The following is an 18,599-nucleotide window of genomic DNA, read 5'->3' on the forward strand; positions in this document are numbered from 1 at the left end:
GCTCGTCGGTCAGTTCATGTCGCCGCACCATGACCAACGCCTGACCGGCCCAGAGCTTGGTCCACCGCGCCGGACAAGAGCCATCAGAAACGACCTAAGCGAGCCGTCGGCCGGATGTCAGTCAGCTGACGGAGGCTGTCGGTACGGCCGCCGAGCCATTCTCGTGGAGACATCGAAACCGCCCGGTACCCGGGCGAGACCACGAGGAGCAGACCATGCCGTTCGTCACCGCCAGCGACGGAACCGAAATCTTCTACAAGGACTGGGGCTCGGGCCGGCCGGTCATGTTCCACCACGGCTGGCCGCTGAGCTCGGACGACTGGGACGCCCAGCTGCTGTTCCTCGTCCAGCACGGCTACCGTGTCATCGCCCACGACCGCCGCGGGCACGGGCGCTCCGCCCAGGTCGGCCACGGGCACGACATGGACCACTACGCGGCGGACGCCGCCGCCGTGGTGGCGCACCTCGGCCTGCGCGACGTCGTCCACGTCGGCCACTCCACCGGTGGTGGAGAGGTCGCGCGGTACGTCGCCAGGCACGGTGCCGGGCGGGTCGCCAAGGCCGTCCTCATCGGAGCGGTCCCGCCGCTCATGGTCCAGACCGAATCGAACCCGGGAGGGCTGCCGGTCGAGGTCTTCGACGGCTTCCGCGAGGCCTTGGCCACCAACCGCTCCCAGTTCTACCTCGACCTCGCCTCCGGGCCGTTCTACGGGTTCAACCGCCCGGGCGCGGACATCTCCCAGGGCGTCATCCAGAACTGGTGGCGCCAGGGGATGACCGGCAGCGCGCAGGCGCACTACGAGGGGATCAAGGCGTTCTCGGAGACCGACTTCACCGACGACCTCCGGGCGATCGACGTGCCCACGCTCATCATGCACGGCGACGACGACCAGATCGTCCCGATCGCCGACTCCGCCGAGATGGCGGTGACGTTGGTCAAGAACGCGCGCCTGAAGGTCTACCCGGGACTGTCGCACGGCATGTGCACCGTGAACGCCGACACCGTCAACGCCGACCTCCTCGACTTCATCGAGAGCTGACACCGGCCCGGTATTGACACACAGCTCGTCAGCACGGAACAGAAGAGGAATCACCATGACCGCAACATCCACCGGCTACGTGACCGTCGTGTGGGACGCGAAGGCCAAGGCGGGTAGGGAAGCCGACCTCAAGGCGTTCATCACCGCCGCCGTCACCCCCTCGCGCAACGACCCCGGCAACATCGACTACGAGGCCCACGAAGTCGAGGGCCGACCCGGCGAGTTCGTCATCTACGAACGCTGGGAGACCCGCGCCCACCTCGACGCCCACCTCGCCGCGCCCCGGATGCGGGAACTCGTCCCACAGATGCTCGAACTGATCGACGGATCCATCGAGGACGGCATCCGCCTGCTGCGTCCGTTCCGTCCCGCCCACTAGCGCCGGACGCCCGCCGGCATCGACGCCGGCGGGCCGCACCACCGCGAACCGATCCCGCGGGTGCTCCCGGTGACCGCTTTTGCGGGAGCACCCGCTCCGACGACACGCACAGGAGAGACACGACGTGACCACCACATTGATCACCGGCGGCAACAGGGGCCTCGGCCACGAGATCGCGCGCCGACTCGTCCAGGCGGGCCAGACGGTCTGGATCGGAGCCCGGGACGCCGGGAACGGACGCAAGGCCGCCGACCGGCTCGGCGCCGGCTTCGTCCAGCTGGACGTGACCGACGACGCGTCGGTCGACGCGGCGGTCGAGACGCTGCGCGCACGGGTCGGCCACCTGGACATTCTCGTCAACAACGCCGGCATCCTCGGCGAAGTGACCGCACCCGAGGACATGACGGCCGATCAGGTCCGCCACGTCTACGAAACCAACGTCTTCGGCCTGGTGCGCGTCACGCACGCGTTTCTGCCCCTGCTGCGGAAAGCGACCGCCCCGTCCGTCGTCAACGTCACCAGCGGTCTGGGGTCGTTCACGCTGACCCATGACCCGGAGCGGGTCGAGTCGCAGTATCCGCTCGCCGCCTACGGCTCGTCGAAGAGCGCGGTCACCATGCTGACCACGCAGTACGCCAGGACGATCCCCGACGTCCGCTTCAACGCGGTGGACCCCGGCCAGACCGCGACCGAGTTCACCGGCCACATCGGGCACAGCGTCGAGGAGGGCGCGGAGGCGGCGGTGCGTATCGCCACCCTGGGGCCCGACACGCCCACCGGCACGGTCACCGACCGCGTCGGCACACTCCCCTGGTGACGGCGGCAGGCCCGACCCCGCGACAGTCCTGGCAACCACACCCCACCCGGCGCACCGGTGAGGGCCCACGGGTCCTCACCGAGGCAATCAGGACTCAGTCGCCAAGCCCCTGCAACCACGTTGTCCGGCGCGGGCAGCTCCCCCGGACCGGACCACCAGCCCCGCATCGATCTCGCGGTCGCAGCGATGGGTACTCTACGAGAAGAGAGATCACGATGGACGAACGACTCGAGGAACTCGGCGCCCTGCAGGCGGCCTTCGCCGGGCGTGCACAGATACAGCAGTGGGCGCGGGGTGCCGAGCTGCTCGCTCTGCTGCAGGTGACATCGGACACGAAAACGCTCGACCTTCTGACCCGGCCCATCACCGCGGAGGCCCTCGCCACCGTCAGTGACATCACCACCGACCGAGCCCGCCGGATCATCGAGGTACTCCAGGCTGCCGGGGTGGTCCGAAAGGCGGACGACTCCGCACCCGCCTACGTGCTGAGCCCGGAGTTCGGCGCTTTGCACGCCGGCGCCTCCGGGGTGGAACTGGCGACCGTGCTGGAGGCATCGAACGCGGCACTCGAGCGGGTGCACTCGGCCTTCTCCCCACCCACCGCGTACGACTGGGAGTCGGACGCGCTGGTCATCGCCCGCGACTGGGGCGTCCGGCCCACCCCGGCCGCGCGCAGCATGTTCGTGATGGCCTACGACGCGCTCCCGGCCTACCGTGACCGGCTGGCCGCCGGCGGCCCCCTGCTGGACGTCGGCGGCGGGGTCGGCGGAGCCGTGCTGAGTGCGCTGGTGGAGTACCCCGCCCTGCGCGCTGTCACCGTCGAGCGAGCTTCCGACGTCGTCGAGGAACTGCGGCAACGTGCTCAGGCCGCCGGTGTGGCCGCACGCCTGGACATCCGGCATTCCAATGCCCAGGAGCTCGATGACGACGCGGTCTACGGTGTTTGCTACTGGGCCCAGGCATTCTTCCCGAGCCACACCCGCGAGTCCACCCTGGCCGCCATCCGGCGCGCACTCACCCCGGGCGGTCTGCTTCTCGCACAGGAACTCGCCGCGCCGGCCGACGACTCGACGTCCGCCCGCCTCGGCGCATCTCTCGACGCGCTCGTCGCCGACTGCCGCGGGGTCCCGCCTGTTGTGAGCGCGGAGGACCTGGCCGCGGAGCTGCGGGCCGGTGGCTTCACCCGCGTGGAGGTCGTGCCCACCCCGGTCGGTCGGCTCGTCCTCGGCCGTCGCGGACAGTGAGAACCACCGAGTTGGTGGAACACGAAGCAGGGACGTCGGCCACCAGATCCACCTCGTGGCCGACGGGCTACCCGCTACCCGGGCATCACCCACGACTTCTTCGTGCTCAACGCTCTGCGCAACACCGACGCCGCCCAGGCCGCCATCACCCTCCACGCCGCCTGAACCCACGCCACGACGATGCCCGGGGAGCGGGCCCACTGCTCACCCCGCCGCCGGAACGTGTCGCACTGCTCCGTATCGCCGGAGCCGATTACGCAAGGAGAACCGCCGTATGACTGTCATGAAGGGCATGATTCCCGACGCGGCCCGTCAGGTCGCCGGGAGCGCGCTGCAGAGCACCCTCGTGGATTCCCTCGGGATCTCGCTGATCGGGAAGCAGACGCACTGGAACATCGTGGGGCCTCGCTTCCGCTCCATCCACCTGCAGCTCGACGAACTGGGGGCATGACCCGGATACGCCAGAAACCCGCCGCGGGATGATCTTGAACGCCTGAGCGGGTCCGCCCGTCACCCGTTTCAAGCGGGCCAAGGCGGAGCTGGAGAGGGTCCGGGTGCAACGGCGGGCCATCGTCGAGGTGTTGATCGGGAACTACCGCACCGTGCTCCAGCACATCGACGCCGACAGTTCCGTCCGGGCCGCCCGGGAGAAGGCGGCTGTCATGACGGCCGAGATCCTGTCGGCGGTCGGGGAACTCGACCAGGACACGAAGGCCGACTCCGTCGCCGCGCGGCTCGGCGAAGGGCTCGGGCCCGCCCTGCACATGATGGTGCAGGCCCTGCGGGTGCAGGCCGGCGCCCTGGGAGTGCCCGCGGCGGCGGTGGACGACTTCGGCGGGTTCGCGGGCCAGTACGAGCAGATCGAGAAGGTCGCAGCCCACCACGGCAACTACTGGGAGGTGCTGCTGTACGGGCACCTGCCCAAGGACCGCTCCACGATGTACGACCTGACCAGCTGCCTGGAGCTGCGGGCAACCTCCGAGGACAACCGCGTCCTGGACGCGCTCGCGCACGTCCGCCGGTACAAGACCTCCCGCGACTGCGTCCTGGAGCGGCACGAGGACGGCCGCCCGCTCGGCATCTCCTTCGCCACGCTGAACTGGCAGAAGGCCGTACGGGACAAGAACCGGCCCGGTGTCTTTGCGCAAGCACTTCGAGGCGATGGTGTTCGCCGCGCTCGCTGAGGAACTGCGCACCGGTGACGTCGCGGTGGCCGGGTCGGAGGAGTACGCCGATTCGTGTTTCCACCGCTGGTGGTAGAGGTTCACCAGCACAGCGGCGGGGTAACGGCGAGGATCAGTCAGCGTCGTGGCCAGTCGGTAGGAGCCGGCGAAGACAGTGCCGTCGGTGCACCTCACGGTGATCTGCGCATCGACGACTCGCCCCTTCACGGTGCCGATCACCGGCAGGTACGAGCCGTCGGCCAGACGCGCGAGGACCGGGGTGCGCCGTTTGCTGCGCAGCCGGCCCAGGAACTGGGCGCGGGTCGAGGTGACGGCGGCGAGGAAGTCGTTGCCGTCGAAGCCCTTGTCCCACAGCACGAGCATGTCCGGCCGGAGCAAGTGCAGGAGACGGGTGGTGTAGCTGGTCCCGCCCTGCGTGGTGGGGCCGAAGACCGCACCGATCAGAGCTTTCGTCCCGGTTTCTACCAGCGTCATCAATTCCAGCGTGGGGTACCCGTGGTGCGAGGTTCGGCCCAGCCAGGCACGATTGCGTTCCGTGCCGGGGACCTTCTGCGAACTGTAGCCGTCGAAGGAGACCGTCCGGTACGGACCGAACCGCACTCCTGAGGTCGTCGGCCGGGCCAGCGGTCCGGCCAGCACGTCGAACAACGCCCGTACCGGTGCGCAGCCCAGCCTTCGGCGCAGATCGCGCAGAGCCTTCGGTGTCGGAGAGGCCACCGGCATCCCGCTCAGCCCGGCGGTCAGCTTGTTCCAGACCAGCTGGTAGCCGACCTCCGGGAAGAGGCACATGGCGAGGAGGAAGTAGACCCGACACGGGAAGGAAGATCACGAAGCCGTCTCTGCACGCTACGGGTCTCCTCAAGGACCGCGTCGATGAGCTCGAACGGCACGACAGCCGTCAGCTCACCCAGATGACCGGGCGCGAACTTCCCCGCGGCCACGGTGACCGTACGGGTGATGGTCACCAGCGGGGCGGACAGGACATGATGAGACGGCAACGGAGCTCCTCGGGACAAGCTGTCTTGGTCGACGGCCTGTACCAACGAGCTCCGTTGCTTCGCATTGGAAATCTCTCAACGAGCTTGCATGACCTGCGAAAACGCTGACTGCCCGGCCTTGGGTCAAGGCCCCCGGCCGGGTGCCCCTTCTGCCTGACCACGTAGGCGCTGCACAAAACGTCAAGATACTGTGCACAGGAGGCCAACGACGGCCCCTCACACACCCTCGTAACGTCGTCTCCAGGTTCGGCCCGACAAGGACCGGCAACGACCGACCAGGGAGAACACCTGTGAGGAATACCGTCATCCGAGTGCTGCTGGCCACCACCGCGACCGTGGGACTCGGCCTCGCCGCCCTGCCCGCCACGGCGGCTCCGGCCACCGGGCACACCGGTGTGCTGAACGCGGGCGGGGCATGCAGCAGCGGCAACTTCTGCCTGTACGAGAACTCCGAGTACAACGAGAACGCCGGCGACCACTGGAGGAACCTGCGCGCGAGCGACAAGGACTTCGACAACAACAACTGGCGCGACGCGGTCGGCGGCGACTCCGGAGACGGGATGAACGACGAAACCAGCTCGGTGAAGAACCGCAGCGGGTGCACCGTGGCCCTGTATCAGAACGCCGACCACAAGGGGGACCACACCGTCTTCGCCAACGGCACGTACGACGCGTATCTCTCCAACAACAAGATCGGCGACAACCGGGCCTCCTCCGCGAAGTTCGTCTGCTGACGCGGAGCCCCAGACCGGTGGTGCCGGAAGCCGCACGCCGTGGCTCCCGGCACCACCGGCGGCCCGGCACGCCAGCTCACCCGTCCATTACTCCACCGCCGAGGAGGCTGACATGCGTGTACTGCGATCCCTGGGCGTCAGTTGTGTCGCGCTGGCCTCTGCCGTGTCGCTGCTCGCCGGGTGCGGGGGACCCGGCGAGCAGCGACACGGCGGAGGCCGCGCTGACGCCGCCCGCCCTGCCGCCCCGGGCGGCAACCGCCCCGAGGGCCGGCCGCCCGCCGCCCTCCGGCTCGACCTGCCTTTCGACGCGTACAAGTGGGACGACCGGGACGTGTGGCTGCTGGAGCGAGCGCGGTACACGCTGGTCGCGCGCTGCGTACGGGAGCGGGGCCTGGACTTCACCATGCCGCGCAACACGGCGGACACCGGGCCGCCGGCCGGCTACGACAACAGCCGCCGCTACGGCGTCGCGGACCCCCGCGCGGTGTCCCGCTACGGCTACCACCTCCCCGCCGATCCGGACGGCGATCGGCGCCGCCGGCGGCTGCAGGTCTGGAGCGAGCAGGTGAGTGCGGCCGAGGAGAGCGCGATCTACGGCGACGGCACCGAGGGGGACCTGGGCTGCTACGGGCAGGCGGACGCCGTGGTGGACCGGGGCGTCGCCGCGACCGCCGACGCCGACGACGGTTGGCTGGCCGCACGCAGCTCCGCCACCCTGGAGCGCAGCGGCGCCGACCCGGAGGTGGTTCGGGCGCGGGTCCGCTGGCGCGACTGCATGTTCCGGGCCGGATTCCGCCACCGCGATCCGGACGCCGCTGGCGGTGACGCGCGCTGGAACCTGGATGGGGCGGCCGTCCCGGCGGCGGAGGTGGCGACGGCCCGGGCGGACGTCCGCTGCAAAGAGTCGTCCGGACTGCTGCGCAGTTGGCACGCCGCCGAGACCGCGCTCCAGCGGGACGCCGTCGGCCGCGATCGCCCTCGCTTCGACCGGATCGCGGCGGCCCGCGCCACCCGACTGGGCAACGCCCGCGTGGTGCTGGCTGGTGAGCAGCCGAAGTGAACGCACCGACCCGTGCCCGACGGCCCCCGCCCGCATGCGGTTAACTGGAAGGATGAGGCATGACATGGACGAGTCATCCGGTCTGGACCCGGACGCCTGGCCGTTCGAGCTGCGGGCCGCTGACCCCGCCGCCCTGCACCTGCGGTCCCGCGCGCTGCGGCTGGGTGCGGTGGAGGTCCTGGACCTGAGCTGTACGACGGTGCGTGTCGCCCGCGACGTGCGGCGGATCCGGCGCTGTGACCCCGAGCTGTACCACGTGTGCCTCCCCGTGCAGGGCAGTGTCGGCAGCAGTTGGGTGGACCGGGACGGCCGGGTCGATCCGGGCGGCATGCTGGTGCACGGTACCTCGAGTCCTTGCGCCTTCACCTACGTCCAGCCCGACGACGGTCGTCCGTACCGCGGGCTGGCGGTGGCCGTCCCGCGTTCCCTGGTCACGCTGCCGGCCGACCCAATCAACCGGCACCTGCTCGGCCGACGCGCCACGGCGCGCAACGGGGTCGGCGTCCTGCTGGCGCAGTTCCTCACCGGACTCGCCGACGGGATCGGCACCGACTCCTACCGTCCCGCCGACGGGCCCCGGCTGGGGGCGGTCCTGGTGGACCTGGTCTCCGCGTTCTTCGCCCAGCTCCTCGACGACAGGAGCGCCTCAGCCGCCCTGGAACCGGAGTCCCGCCGCCGCACCCTCGCGGCGTCCGTCCGGTCCTTCATCCAGCGGAATCTCACGGACCCGGACCTCAGCCCGGCCACCGTCGCCGCCGCCCATCACATCTCCCTCAGCTACCTGCACCGGCTGTTCCAGGAACGGGAGCAGAAACCGGCGCCGGTACGGGAGGCGGGACCGGGGCCCGTATCGGAGCATGGGCCGGCACGCGAACCGGCCGCCATCACGGTCGCCGCCTTGATCCGCCGCCAGCGTCTGGAGCGCGCTCGCCGCGACCTGGCCGACCCGGCGCTGCGGGGCCGCCCTATCCACGACATCGCCGCCCGCTGGTGCTTCTCCGACGCGGCCACCTTCAGCCGCGCCTTCCGCTCCGCGTATGGCCTGCCGCCCCGCGACTACCGCCACCACGCGCTCGGCGCCGGGTGAGCGGCGGCGTCGTGCACGGGCCTGGCCGCCCCCCTGGTCACCGACAGCCATGGAGGAGGATGAACGCTGGCGAACACACCACCTCGGGGGCGGGTCTGTGAAGGACGAGTACGACGGCCGCAGTCCGGCGCTTTCCGAGCTGCGCAGGCAACTGGCCGACCGGCTGCCGGGGTGGGGCTGAACAAGACACAGCTGGCCGTACGTGCCCGGCTGGGGCGGACCACCGTCTCACAGGCGCTCTCCCCTCACGCCTCGGTGCCCTCACCGGCGACGGTGGCCGCGCTGGGATGGGTGTTGAAGCTGCCGGTGACCGAGGGCTGGAGTTACAGCGGGCCGCGGCGCAGGAGCCGGGCAGGGCCGAAAATGAGCCGGGCACGGCCGACGTGGACGGGCCGGTGCAGGGAAGGCGGGGAGGGGAGTGGGAGCCGCACGCCTTGGAGGTCCATCCGGCCGGTTCTGCTGCGCGGGGTGCTGGTTCGGCTCCACCGCAGCAGCGGGCGCTGCCCGGATACGTGGTGCGCGACCATGACCGGGTGCTGGCCGAGGCGGTAGGGCAGGCCGGGCGGGGACGCAGCCGGATCGTGGTTTTGGTGGGCTCCTCCTCCACCGGCAAGACCCGGGCGTGCTGGGAAGCCGTCCAGCCCCTGGCGGCCCAGGGGTGGCGGCTGTGGCACCCCTTCCATCCGGACCGGGCCGAGGCTGCGTTGGAGGAGTTGCGCCATGTCCGGATCCCCTCACCAGCGGGAGGTGAAGGAGCGCGGGGAGAAGTGGGCGATGCTGACGGTGTACGGCATGTACGTCACGGCGACGTTTGGCGAGGTGGGTATCCCGGTGCTGCTGATCAGGGACTCGGCGTCGAACAATATTTTCGGAAACACGTCGTCGCTGCCGGTGACGGTGGGCGAGCTGCTCCCGCTGGTTCGCGCGGTGTCCGGGGCCGCCCGGAGGGCGTTGGTGATCGCGGACCTGCCGTTCGGCTCGTACGAGGCGTCCGCGGATCGGTGCTTTCTCGCGGCGGTGCGGTTCACGAAGGAGGCCGGCGCACACGGTGAAGCTGGAGAGCGGCCAGGAAATGGCGGGGCAGGTGGAGCTGCTGGCCCGCTCCGGGATCCCCGTGATGGCACATCGAGTTCCTTCCGCAGTCCGAGCACGGCATCGGCGGCTACCGGGTGCAGGGCCGGAGCCGGGTGCACAGCGGCTGGTGTCGGCGGCGAAGGCTCTGGAGGCGGCCGGTGCGTTCGCCGTGCTGATCGAGATGATCAACGGCCGGCCCGGTTGTCCGGTCCTACCGGTGAACGGCGCGATCCGACCACGAGGAACGTGCCGATCTCCGCCTCGGCCTGCCCCGACTGGCCGGCTGCATCATCGCTGGCGACGGCTTTGAACGAACGTCGTTCCGCACTGATCAGTCAGCCGAGGGGAGCCTGCGGTACCTAACGCGGCGTGGCGAGCGCTTTGGCCAGCATCGCCTGGAGCCGGTGTTGCTCGGCGTCGCCGAGCACCGACAGTGGGGAGCGGGCTGCGACGAGGTCGAGCAGCTGGGTGCGCACCTCGACGCCCCGCTCGGTCAGGACCAGTGTTCGAACACGCCCGTCCTCCGGGTGGGGGCGGCGCTGCCCAAGACCCTTGTCCTCCAGCTGCACGCTCAACTGGGAGATGTTGGACGGGTCGCAGTGCAGTCGTAGCGCCAGCTTGCGCAGCGGGAGTGGAGCTGCCGCCGGGTCAAGGATCCAGAGCAGATTGGCCAGTGGCTCAGTGAGGTCCAGCTCTTCCAGGCCGTCACGCATGACGCCCGTGATGCGTGCGGCGAGCTGCACCACCTGATCGAGCGTGTGGGCCGTGATGTCACTGGATGGCACGTCGCGACCTCCGCTCGTCTCGATGGCGCCGTCCGGCAACGCGCGCCTGCCGGCATGGGGTGTGGGGTGCCCAGCCCGCCCAGTACATGACTTTCTCCTTGACTTTAACACCCGAAAGCGCTGGGACGTCGAAGGCCGGGTGACGCACACCCCCTTCGCCGTGACGCGAGGACCGGCGACTTTTACTTGAGAAAGTCATGTAAGCTCTCACGTATGCAGCCAATCGCAGCCCTGAGCATCGCGCTTTCAGCAGTCGGCGGGCCGGACGTCCTGCGCGTCGAGGAACACACCCTGCCGTCCCCGGGGCCCGGCCAGGTCCGGATCACGACGGAAGCGGCGGGCGTCGCCTTCAACGACATCACCACCCGCCGAGGTCTCAATCCCGGCCGCCTGCCGCGCGTGCTCGGATTCGACGTGGTGGGCCACGTCGACGCCGTCGGCCCCGGCGTCAGGGACCTCGCGATCGGTCAGCGCGTCGGAGCCCTGGTCGGCACCGGCGGGTACGCAACGCACGTACTCGCTCCGCAGGGACGGGTCGCGCCGCTGCCGGAAGGGCCGGACGCCGCTGTACTCGACGCGCTCATGCTCAACTACCTCACGGCGTGGCAGATGTTCCAGCGCATCGCCCGGCCACGGCCGGGGCAGAGCGTCCTCGTGCTCGGAGCGGCCGGCGGGGTCGGGTCGGCGCTGTGCCAGCTCGCCGCCCACGCCGGCGTCACCGTCTACGGCACGTCCAGCCCCTCGCGCCGGGCCCAGGTCGAGGCGCTCGGCGCGACATGGGCACCGAACGCCGCCGCGGTTCCCGCACCGGTCGCGGCGACGTTTGATCCCGTCGGAGGACCGTCGCTGGCACGGTCCCGCAGAGCGACCGCCCGTACCGGCGTCGTCGTCTCCTACGGATTCAGCTTCGCCGCCGGTTCCGGACACTCCCGTACCGGGGCCCTGCTGCGTACCGCCGCGGCGATCGCACGAGCCAAGCTGACTCCAGGCCCTCGCCTGGCCCTGCACACCGTGGAGAGCGCGGTCGACCGGGACACCGCCACCTTCCGTGCCGACATCACCACACTGACCGAGCTGCTCGCACAAGAAGCGATCACACCGAAGGTGAGCACGCTCCGGCTGCGGGATGCCGCCGAGGCCCACCGGCGTCTCGAAAACCGCGAAGTCACGGGAAAACTGGTCCTGCTGCCCTGAACAGCACTGATCCTGAACAGCACTGATACATCGCTTCGCGCGCGAGTCCCATGAACCGCCGTCTTCGGCCACGGCGTCCCCGAGTCCCTGCCTGTGGATGCCCTGCACAATCGCACCGAGACCGGGAGTGTCACACACCTCATCTACAACACGTTGAACGGGAAGAACCCGTAGCGCGTGTGGATCCTGGATGCGGACTTGGCGGCGGCGTTCGACCGCATCGACCACGATCACCTTCTCGCCCAGCTTGGCACCTTTCCCGCCCGGGACATGGTGCGGCAGTGGCTGAAGGCCGGCGTGGTCGAGCGTGGTCGGTTCACCCTGACCGAGGCGGGGACGCCCCAGGGCGGGGTGATCAGCCCCTTGCTCCTGAACGTTGCCCTTCATGGGATGGAGACGGCTGCGGGCGTGTACTACTACGCGGCCGGCCCCCGCGCCGGTCAGACCATGCTCAACAGCCCGGTTGTGGTCAGATACGCCGACGATCTTGTGGCCATATGCCACAGCCGCGAAGCGGCTGAGCAGGTGAAGGCACGGCTTGCCGCCTGACTCGCGCCGAGGGGGCTGGTCTTCAACGAGGACAAGACACGCATCGTCCACGCGGAGACCGGATGCGACTTCCTCGGATTCAACGTGCGCCGCTATCGAAGCGGCAAGCTGCTGATCAAACCGAGCACAACGGCCGTCAAGCGGATCCGGGAGCGGCTGCGAGGCGAAATCCGCGCCCTTCGGGGCGCTTCTCCTCTCGCGGTGCTGCGCACGATCAATCCGATCGTGCGCGGCTGGTCGGCCTATTACCGGACGGTGGTGTCCAAGGAGGTATGCGCCTCCCTGGCAGCTACTTGTGGCAGCTCACCTACCGGTGGACGCTGCCCAGGCACCCGAAGAAGTCGAGGCACTGGATCATGGACCCGTACTTCGGCCGCTTCAATACGGCCCGGCAGGACCGATGGGTGTTCGGTGATCGGGAGACCGGCGCCTACCTCGTCAAGTTCGCCTGGACGAAGATCATCCGGCACCAGCTGGTCAAGGGCACGGCGTCCCCGGACGACCCTGCCCTGACCGACTACTGGATTAACGCGGCAAATGCCGTGTCCGCCTTCCTCGGCGTCTCGCTTTTGAGGGGCAGTAGCCGACAGTGGCATGGCTGGGATTCCCTCGGGTGTCTCGGTTGGCAGGCGTCGACGTTGCGCCTCGGAATGCGCCCCTGGGGGTGACGGCATCACGGCTGACGCACACCTGGTCATCCGCTGCGACGCCGGAAATTTTGCCGAGACCGAAGGCCACTGCGGCTCTGAGGGCAGTTGGCCAATCCGTGTCGAGAACCACACCGAACTTCAACTCGCTGGCCTGGGCGTCCGACTGCTGCGGCCGGTCCGCAAGAGCAAACCTGAACGGGTCGGCTCAGCGCTGTTCAAGCCGCTACGGCAGCTGATCGAGTCCGTCAAGCAGACCCTGCCGGGGTAGCCGTTCGCGTCGTGCAACGACTCCTCGCTCTGACCGCCGCGATTTGGCACAATCGTCACACCGACCAACCAGTCATCCGGTCACTGACCGGCTACGACCACTGACCTTGGAATCAATCGTGTGGAAGGCTGCGCGTCATCGACATCAGCAGTCCGTGGGTCTCCTCGTCGGCGGCGACCACAAGCCCACGACCCGCCTCGCCAATCGGGACACCGTCGATCCCGGTGACGACGCAGCCAGCAGCCCGGCACAAAGCGATACCGGCCGCGAAATGCACGCTCCCGGAGAGGTCGCCGCCATCGGTGACATACGCGGCGCGCTTGCCGGCAGCCACTCAGGCCAGCGCCAGCGTCGTGGACACGACGCGCGGCCGGAAACGCTCGACGAACTCAGGGCAGGCCAGCAGGTCCACAGCCCGGAATCCCGGCGCACTCGGGAAGGGCGGATCCAGGTCGACGTCCACCAATCGGGTAGACGGCGCGGGTCTCAGCAGTGCGTCGTCGACCCCGTCACGCCGCACCCAGGCGGCCTCCCGATCGGTGAAAAAGACCTCGCCGCTGAACGGGTCGGCCACCGCCGCCCCATCGCGCAGCGCCACGTTGACGGCCACCAGCATGCTGCCGACGGCATAGTTCAGCGTGCCGCACAGGGGGGGCCACCAACCACTGGCGCACAGCTTCGGCGGCACCCTGCTGCCCGCCTTCCTCTCCGAGCACCGCATCATTGGGCCGTGCGGCAAGGATGACGCCGAGGATCGCCTCCTATGCCTCCACGTCGGCGGCGGTGGCAAAGTCCCCGGCACCCTTGTCGATGCGGCTGAGTCACCGACCGTACATTCTGCGGATCACGTTCGCGCCAGCCCGCGCCCCGGCTATCGCGACTGCAGCGTCGTCGGAGCTCGCGTATGAGTCGATCATGCCGTGCAGACTATCGAGGCGAAGCTATCGCCTCGGCGATCCTTTCCGGACGGAGCACTGGCGAAGCTAGGCGCTCCTACCCGGGGCGATCAGCCCCGTCTCGTAGGCGAAGACGACGGCCTGGACGCGGTCGCGCAGGTCCAGCTTCGACAGGATGCGACCGACGTGGCTTTTGACCGTGGTCGGGCTAAGGAACAGCCGGGAGGCGAGTTCGGCATTACTGAGGCCCGTCGCGAGTAGGCGGAGCACTTCGAGTTCGCGCGGGGTCAGGCTGGACAGATCGCGGTGCGGGGCGATGGCCTGGGGTTCCTCGTGGTGGGCGAATCGCTCGATCAGCCGACGAGTGATCGTGGGTGCGAGGAGAGCGTCGCCGGTCTGCACCAGGCGTAGGGCGGAGACCAGATGTTCGGGGGCGATGTCCTTGCCCATGCCTCGTGCATCCGAAGCAAGAGAACGGACAGTGCGAGACATCAGCAGACCCGAGAGCCTTCAGGGCTCGCTTGAGCCGAGATGCCCGGAAATCGGGCACGTCCGGTTCTGAGAGGGCCCTGGTGCAGCAATGCACCGGGGCTACCCGACAAGCGTATCGGGCCCTACCCGCGTGTCCGTACCGAAGGCGGTGGTCGCGGAGTCGTCTCCCAGGCCCGGGGTGTGCTGCTGGTGGAGACGGTCCGCAAGACCGGTCTGGATCAGGCGATATCGGTGGTCCTGGCGCCGTGGTGCAAGTCACGGGCGGTGCATGATCCGGGCAAGGTCCTGCTGGATGCGGCGCTCGCGGTCGCGCTGGGCGGGGACTGCCTGGCAAAGGCCGCCGAGTCGTACAGCCACTGACCAATCTGGACCGAACCGGTCGGCACGAGAGCCGACCGCTTCGGTCACCCGGGTCGTGGTGTCTTGATGATCAGCGGTCCGTCATCGACCTCGGAGGCGAGGTGAGACGAGACCTGCGTTGTTGTCACCGGCTGTCGGCACTCAAGGCACGTCGCCATTGCTCGATCACCTCTGTGCGTAGCCGTTCGACGTCGACGGCGTCCACATCGAGCAGTCGCTGCATGCCGATTCCGCGCAGCTGTCCGACAACGGCGACCGCGACGGCCTCGGGGTGAACGGTGTCGCGGATCGTGCCCTCGGCGATGCCTGCCGCAACGTCCTCGGCGATGGCATTGCGGAACGCGCTGTCTCGCTCCCGGAACGTCGGGGCCAGTTCGGTGTCGGTCACGGCTTCGGACCAGAGCACCAGAAAGGCGTGGCCGGCGGTCGAGGAACGGGCGCGCGCGCCGAGGTAGCCGTCGATCAGGGCGAGCAGGCGGTCGAGTCCGGGCGGCTTCTCCGCCAGCCCAGGGACGAATCCCTCCTGCAGTGCACGGGCAAGGGCGTCGATCAGTCCCTGCTTCGAGCCGAAGTAGTGGGTGACGATGCCGCGGCTGTACCCCGCCCGCTCGCTGACCCGAGCCAGCGTGAGCGACCGTACACCGGATTCGATGACCAGCTCGGCGGCCGCAGCCATGAGCGCCGCCGCCGCGCTCTCACGGCGCTGCTGCTGTGTGCGACGAACCAACGACATGCAGCCAGGGTACGCATCGTCCGTACTCCGGTACGAACCGACGAGAGTTTACTTGTTGGTCGACCAACAAGTATCATGAGGGCATGTCCGCACAGTCCGCTTTCCAGGCCATCGAGTTCCTCCGCGACGATCCGCTGCACACCATGCGGATCGTCCCCGATCCGTTACCCGAACCAGCGCGGGGCAGCGTGCTGCTCAAGATCGAGCGCTTCGTCCTGACCTCGAACAACATCACGTACGCCCGCCACGGCGACCGGCTCGGGTACTGGGCTCCGTTCCCTGCCCGGGAGCACGGATGGGGACGAGTGCCTGCCTGGGGCACCGCCCGCGTCATCGGCGGCGACCCCGACCTGGCGGCGCCCGGCGAGCTGTTCTTCGGCTACATCCCGATGGCCACACACCTGCTGGTCGAGGCGGAGCCGCTGCCCACCGGGTTGCGCGCCACGTCGCCGGAACGGTCGGAGATGTATCCGCTCTACCGCGACATGACCCGGATGAACGACCCGGTCGACGACGTGGTGCTCGCGACCACCGGGGGAGTGGCAAGGACTGCGGCTCACCTCAGCGATGAGATACAGGCGTCGGCTCCTGCGCACGTCGTGTTCTCCAGCGCCACGAGCCGTACCGCCCTCACCACAGCCGTTGTGCTGCGGGAGGCGGGCCTGCGGGTCGTTGGGCTGACCGCGGCTGACCGCACCAAGGCCGCTGCTCGCGCCGAGGCCTTCGACGAGGTTCTGTCCTACGACGAGGTTGGAGATCTCGTGGGCATTCCGGGCACCGTGTATGTCGACGTGGCCGGGCGGCCCGAGATCACCGCCGCGGTGGCCCGGACCCTCGGATCGGCGCTCGTTCGCAGCCTCCGAGTCGGCGCCACGCACCCGTCGAGCGAGCCTTCCGCGCAGATCTCCCCGCAGGGGCCACCCGCCGAGCAGTTCAACGTCGGGCTTCGCCGGATCGACGTGGCCGCACGGATCGGCGAGGAGAAGATGGCGGCTCTCGAGCAGGCCGCCGAGAAGTCGCTCGCCGTCTGGGCCGCCGAGCATCTCGCAGTGGAGACGGTCACCGGACTCGAACAAGTCCGTCACGTCTGGCACCGCGTGCTGCGAGGTGAAGTCGATCCGTTGACGATCGCGGTGATCGTTCCGTCCTGAGAACGGTTCGCCTGGGACAAACGCTCAGCCGCCGCGCAGGACTTCGCTTGGGACGCAACCAGATGGCGGCGAGAGCCTAGCCTCGTGCTTTCACGTGGCGGGCCTCCGGCGGCGATCAGAAAACGCAGTGAGTGCTCCTGACCTGCAACGATGGGACGTGTCTAGGGCCTTGTTGGCTGTACGGAAAGAAGCACTCTCCAGGTGAAGAAGCGTATCGGGTCGTACCCGCGTGTCCGCATCGAGGGCGGCCGGGCGGTGGTGTCGCAGGCCGGGGGCGTGCTGCTGGTCGAGACCGTCCGCAGGGCCGGCCTGGACACCGCGATATCAGCGGCGCTGACGCCGTGGCGGAAGGCTCGGGCGGTGCACGATCCGGGCAAGATCCTGCTGGACGTGGCCCTGGCGGTCGCGTTGGGCGGGGACTGCCTCGCGGATGTCGGCATGCTGCGGGCGGAGCCTGCCGTGTTCGGGCCGGTGGCCTCCGACCCGACGGTCTCGCGCCTCATCGACACCCTCGCAGCCTCCGGGGAGAAAGCCCTGCGGGCGATCCGTGCCGCGCGGGCCGAAGTCCGCCGACATGTCTGGCGTTTGGCCGACGGGAAAGCGCCTGATGAGGGCGGGGCGGTGACCGTCGATCTCGACGGGGTGCTGGTGATCGCGCACTCGGACAAGGAGGACGCCGCACCGACGTGGAAGAGAACCTCCGGTCACCACCCGCTGATGGGGTTCGTCGACCACGGACGGGGTGGGTCCGGGGAGCCGGTCGCCGGGCTGCTGCGACCCGGGAACGCGGGCAGCAACACCGCTGCAGACCACATCGATGCCGCCCGGCTCGCGCTGGCGCAGTTGCCGAAGAAGTACCGGCGGGGACGGCGGACGCTGATCCGTACCGACTCGGGCGGGGGCACTCACGAGTTCGTCGACTGGCTTTCCGCCCGCGGCCGGTGGCTGTCCTACTCGGTCGGTATGACCATCACCGATGCCATCCACCAGGCAGTCCTGAAGATCCCGGCATCGGCCTGGACGCCGGCCGTCGAGCCGGACGGCGAGGTTTGCGCCGGCGCCCGGGTGGTCGAACTCGACGGCGGCTGCCTCAAAGGCTGGCCCAAGGGGATGCGGCTGATCGTGCGGAAGGAACGGCCGCACCCCGGCGCACAGTTGCGCTTCACCGACGCCGACGGCATGCGCCTGGCCTGCTTCGCCACCAGCACCAAGAACATCCCGATCGCCGCACTCGAACTGCGCACCGCCAGCGCGCGAGGGCCGAGGACCGCATCCGCGCCGCGCGGGTCACCGGCCTGGGCAACCTGCCCCTGCACGAGGCCGCCCAGAACCAGATCTGGCTGGAGATCGTCCAGATCGCCCTCGACCTGCTGGCCTGGCTGCCGATGCTCGCTCTCACCGGCCAAGCCCGGGTGTGGGAACCCCGCCGCCTGCGGCTGCGGCTGTTCTCCGCCGCCGCCCAACTGGTCACCACCGGTCGGCGTCGCATCCTCCGCCTCGCCATCACTGGCCCTGGACCGGTGTGATCACCGACGCCCTGCAACAGCTCACGGCTCTGCCGAACCCTGGCTGACCAGCAACTTCCCGCCCCTACGAGCAGCACCACACCCGACCGGAGCGTGGAACCCGGCGCCCACCGGCGCGGCAGCCGGGCCACGAGCCTGCACACCGGCAGGAATCTCCACCCCGAACGAGCCGAAAGGGTCCGTCAGTAAGCTGACAGACCCTCACGAAAGATCGAGCCCAGAAGGCCGCCCAGTGCAGACCGCCGGCCCGCGACGAGTGGGCTGATCGTTCGTCATCGGAGCGGGGAGGTCGGCGTGGACTATGGCGACAAGCTCTTCTGGCTCTCGGTTGTGATCCAACGCAAGTACGCGCAGATCTGCGCCGGGTTCGACCTGACC

Annotated in this window: 15 protein-coding genes and 9 pseudogenes; 18 read left to right on the forward strand and 6 right to left on the reverse strand. The window is 69.3% G+C overall.

Going from position 1 to position 18,599, the window contains the following annotated elements:
• The first annotated feature begins 215 nt into the window (after nucleotides 1-215).
• The 6 genes and pseudogenes from IE271_RS37680 to IE271_RS37705 all read left to right on the forward strand — a co-directional run bounded on the left by IE271_RS37680 (nucleotide 216) and on the right by IE271_RS37705 (nucleotide 4,664).
• Nucleotides 216-1,040, forward strand: coding sequence for an alpha/beta fold hydrolase (locus IE271_RS37680; RefSeq protein ID WP_190194979.1), 825 nt, complete (start codon nucleotides 216-218; stop codon nucleotides 1,038-1,040).
• Nucleotides 1,041-1,095: 55 nt separating this feature from the next.
• Nucleotides 1,096-1,419 (forward strand): putative quinol monooxygenase, encoded by a 324-nt coding sequence (locus IE271_RS37685; RefSeq protein ID WP_190194980.1) that lies wholly within the window; start codon nucleotides 1,096-1,098, stop codon nucleotides 1,417-1,419.
• Nucleotides 1,420-1,543: 124 nt separating this feature from the next.
• A complete protein-coding gene (locus IE271_RS37690; protein WP_190194981.1) occupies nucleotides 1,544-2,236 on the forward strand; it encodes an SDR family NAD(P)-dependent oxidoreductase in 693 nt (230 codons plus the stop codon).
• Nucleotides 2,237-2,451: 215 nt separating this feature from the next.
• Complete coding sequence (locus IE271_RS37695) at nucleotides 2,452-3,480, forward strand: methyltransferase domain-containing protein (RefSeq protein WP_190194982.1); 1,029 nt, start codon at nucleotides 2,452-2,454, stop codon at nucleotides 3,478-3,480.
• A 274-nt stretch (nucleotides 3,481-3,754) separates the two neighbouring features.
• A pseudogene (locus IE271_RS37700) lies at nucleotides 3,755-3,922 on the forward strand (DNA starvation/stationary phase protection protein); the annotation flags it as partial.
• 139 nt (nucleotides 3,923-4,061) lie between these two features.
• Nucleotides 4,062-4,664 carry a hypothetical protein gene (locus IE271_RS37705; protein ID WP_190194983.1) on the forward strand — a complete coding sequence of 201 codons (603 nt, stop codon included), beginning with the start codon at nucleotides 4,062-4,064 and terminating at the stop codon, nucleotides 4,662-4,664.
• Between the two features lie 57 nt (nucleotides 4,665-4,721).
• Here IE271_RS37705 and IE271_RS37710 read toward each other — a convergent pair.
• Nucleotides 4,722-5,459 (reverse strand): annotated as a pseudogene (locus IE271_RS37710) (transposase domain-containing protein); the annotation flags it as partial.
• Nucleotides 5,405-5,629 (reverse strand): transposase domain-containing protein, encoded by a 225-nt coding sequence (locus IE271_RS43515; RefSeq protein ID WP_190194984.1) that lies wholly within the window; start codon nucleotides 5,627-5,629, stop codon nucleotides 5,405-5,407. The pseudogene IE271_RS37710 and the gene IE271_RS43515, both read right to left, overlap by 55 nt.
• Nucleotides 5,630-5,952: 323 nt before the next feature.
• Between IE271_RS43515 and IE271_RS37720 the strand changes: the two genes are divergently transcribed.
• From IE271_RS37720 to IE271_RS44180, 4 genes and pseudogenes are all read left to right on the forward strand, one after another.
• Nucleotides 5,953-6,396, forward strand: coding sequence for a peptidase inhibitor family I36 protein (locus tag IE271_RS37720; protein WP_190194985.1), 444 nt, complete (start codon nucleotides 5,953-5,955; stop codon nucleotides 6,394-6,396).
• A gap of 112 nt (nucleotides 6,397-6,508) precedes the next feature.
• A complete protein-coding gene (locus IE271_RS37725) occupies nucleotides 6,509-7,456 on the forward strand; it encodes a hypothetical protein (RefSeq protein WP_190194986.1) in 948 nt (315 codons plus the stop codon).
• A 64-nt stretch (nucleotides 7,457-7,520) separates the two neighbouring features.
• Nucleotides 7,521-8,543, forward strand: coding sequence for a helix-turn-helix domain-containing protein (locus IE271_RS37730; protein WP_190194987.1), 1,023 nt, complete (start codon nucleotides 7,521-7,523; stop codon nucleotides 8,541-8,543).
• A gap of 792 nt (nucleotides 8,544-9,335) precedes the next feature.
• Nucleotides 9,336-9,927: pseudogene (locus IE271_RS44180) on the forward strand (3-methyl-2-oxobutanoate hydroxymethyltransferase).
• 49 nt (nucleotides 9,928-9,976) lie between these two features.
• Here the strand turns inward: IE271_RS44180 and IE271_RS37740 are convergent.
• The gene (locus IE271_RS37740; RefSeq protein WP_190194988.1) at nucleotides 9,977-10,402 is read right to left on the reverse strand and encodes a MarR family winged helix-turn-helix transcriptional regulator; all 426 of its coding nucleotides are present in this window, start codon (nucleotides 10,400-10,402) and stop codon (nucleotides 9,977-9,979) included.
• A gap of 213 nt (nucleotides 10,403-10,615) precedes the next feature.
• Here IE271_RS37740 and IE271_RS37745 point away from each other — a divergent pair, with 213 nt between their 5' ends.
• The 5 genes and pseudogenes from IE271_RS37745 to IE271_RS44415 form a co-directional block, all read left to right on the forward strand.
• On the forward strand, nucleotides 10,616-11,596 hold the full coding sequence (locus IE271_RS37745; protein ID WP_190194989.1) for an alcohol dehydrogenase catalytic domain-containing protein: 981 nt from the start codon (nucleotides 10,616-10,618) through the stop codon (nucleotides 11,594-11,596).
• Between the two features lie 177 nt (nucleotides 11,597-11,773).
• The gene (locus tag IE271_RS43715; RefSeq protein WP_308435247.1) at nucleotides 11,774-12,145 is read left to right on the forward strand and encodes a reverse transcriptase domain-containing protein; all 372 of its coding nucleotides are present in this window, start codon (nucleotides 11,774-11,776) and stop codon (nucleotides 12,143-12,145) included.
• 84 nt (nucleotides 12,146-12,229) lie between these two features.
• Nucleotides 12,230-12,373: pseudogene (locus IE271_RS43720) on the forward strand (RNA-directed DNA polymerase); the annotation flags it as partial.
• 128 nt (nucleotides 12,374-12,501) lie between these two features.
• Nucleotides 12,502-12,813, forward strand: a complete 312-nt coding sequence (locus tag IE271_RS43725) for a hypothetical protein (protein WP_308435248.1) — start codon at nucleotides 12,502-12,504, stop codon at nucleotides 12,811-12,813.
• A 115-nt stretch (nucleotides 12,814-12,928) separates the two neighbouring features.
• Nucleotides 12,929-13,167: pseudogene (locus IE271_RS44415) on the forward strand (IS982 family transposase); the annotation flags it as partial.
• An 8-nt stretch (nucleotides 13,168-13,175) separates the two neighbouring features.
• On the opposite strand, the pseudogene IE271_RS37755 reads toward IE271_RS44415, so the two are convergent.
• Together IE271_RS37755 and IE271_RS37760 are read right to left on the reverse strand one after the other, a co-directional pair.
• Nucleotides 13,176-13,875: pseudogene (locus IE271_RS37755) on the reverse strand (inositol monophosphatase family protein).
• A 171-nt stretch (nucleotides 13,876-14,046) separates the two neighbouring features.
• Nucleotides 14,047-14,403, reverse strand: a pseudogene (locus IE271_RS37760) (response regulator transcription factor); the annotation flags it as partial.
• A gap of 162 nt (nucleotides 14,404-14,565) precedes the next feature.
• Here IE271_RS37760 and IE271_RS37765 point away from each other — a divergent pair.
• Nucleotides 14,566-14,793, forward strand: a pseudogene (locus tag IE271_RS37765) (IS1380 family transposase); the annotation flags it as partial.
• A 142-nt stretch (nucleotides 14,794-14,935) separates the two neighbouring features.
• Here IE271_RS37765 and IE271_RS37770 read toward each other — a convergent pair.
• Nucleotides 14,936-15,544, reverse strand: coding sequence for a TetR/AcrR family transcriptional regulator (locus IE271_RS37770; protein WP_190194990.1), 609 nt, complete (start codon nucleotides 15,542-15,544; stop codon nucleotides 14,936-14,938).
• An 83-nt stretch (nucleotides 15,545-15,627) separates the two neighbouring features.
• On the opposite strand from IE271_RS37770, the gene IE271_RS37775 reads away from it, so the two are divergent.
• Together IE271_RS37775 and IE271_RS37780 are read left to right on the forward strand one after the other, a co-directional pair.
• Entirely contained in the window at nucleotides 15,628-16,695 is a 1,068-nt protein-coding gene (locus IE271_RS37775) for a DUF2855 family protein (protein WP_190194991.1), read from the forward strand.
• Nucleotides 16,696-16,896: 201 nt separating this feature from the next.
• Nucleotides 16,897-18,268, forward strand: a pseudogene (locus IE271_RS37780) (IS1380 family transposase).
• The last annotated feature ends 331 nt before the right edge of the window (nucleotides 18,269-18,599 follow it).

Origin of the sequence: Streptomyces minutiscleroticus, from assembly GCF_014650875.1 — a bacterium.
In the GTDB taxonomy this organism is placed as follows: domain Bacteria; phylum Actinomycetota; class Actinomycetes; order Streptomycetales; family Streptomycetaceae; genus Streptomyces; species Streptomyces minutiscleroticus.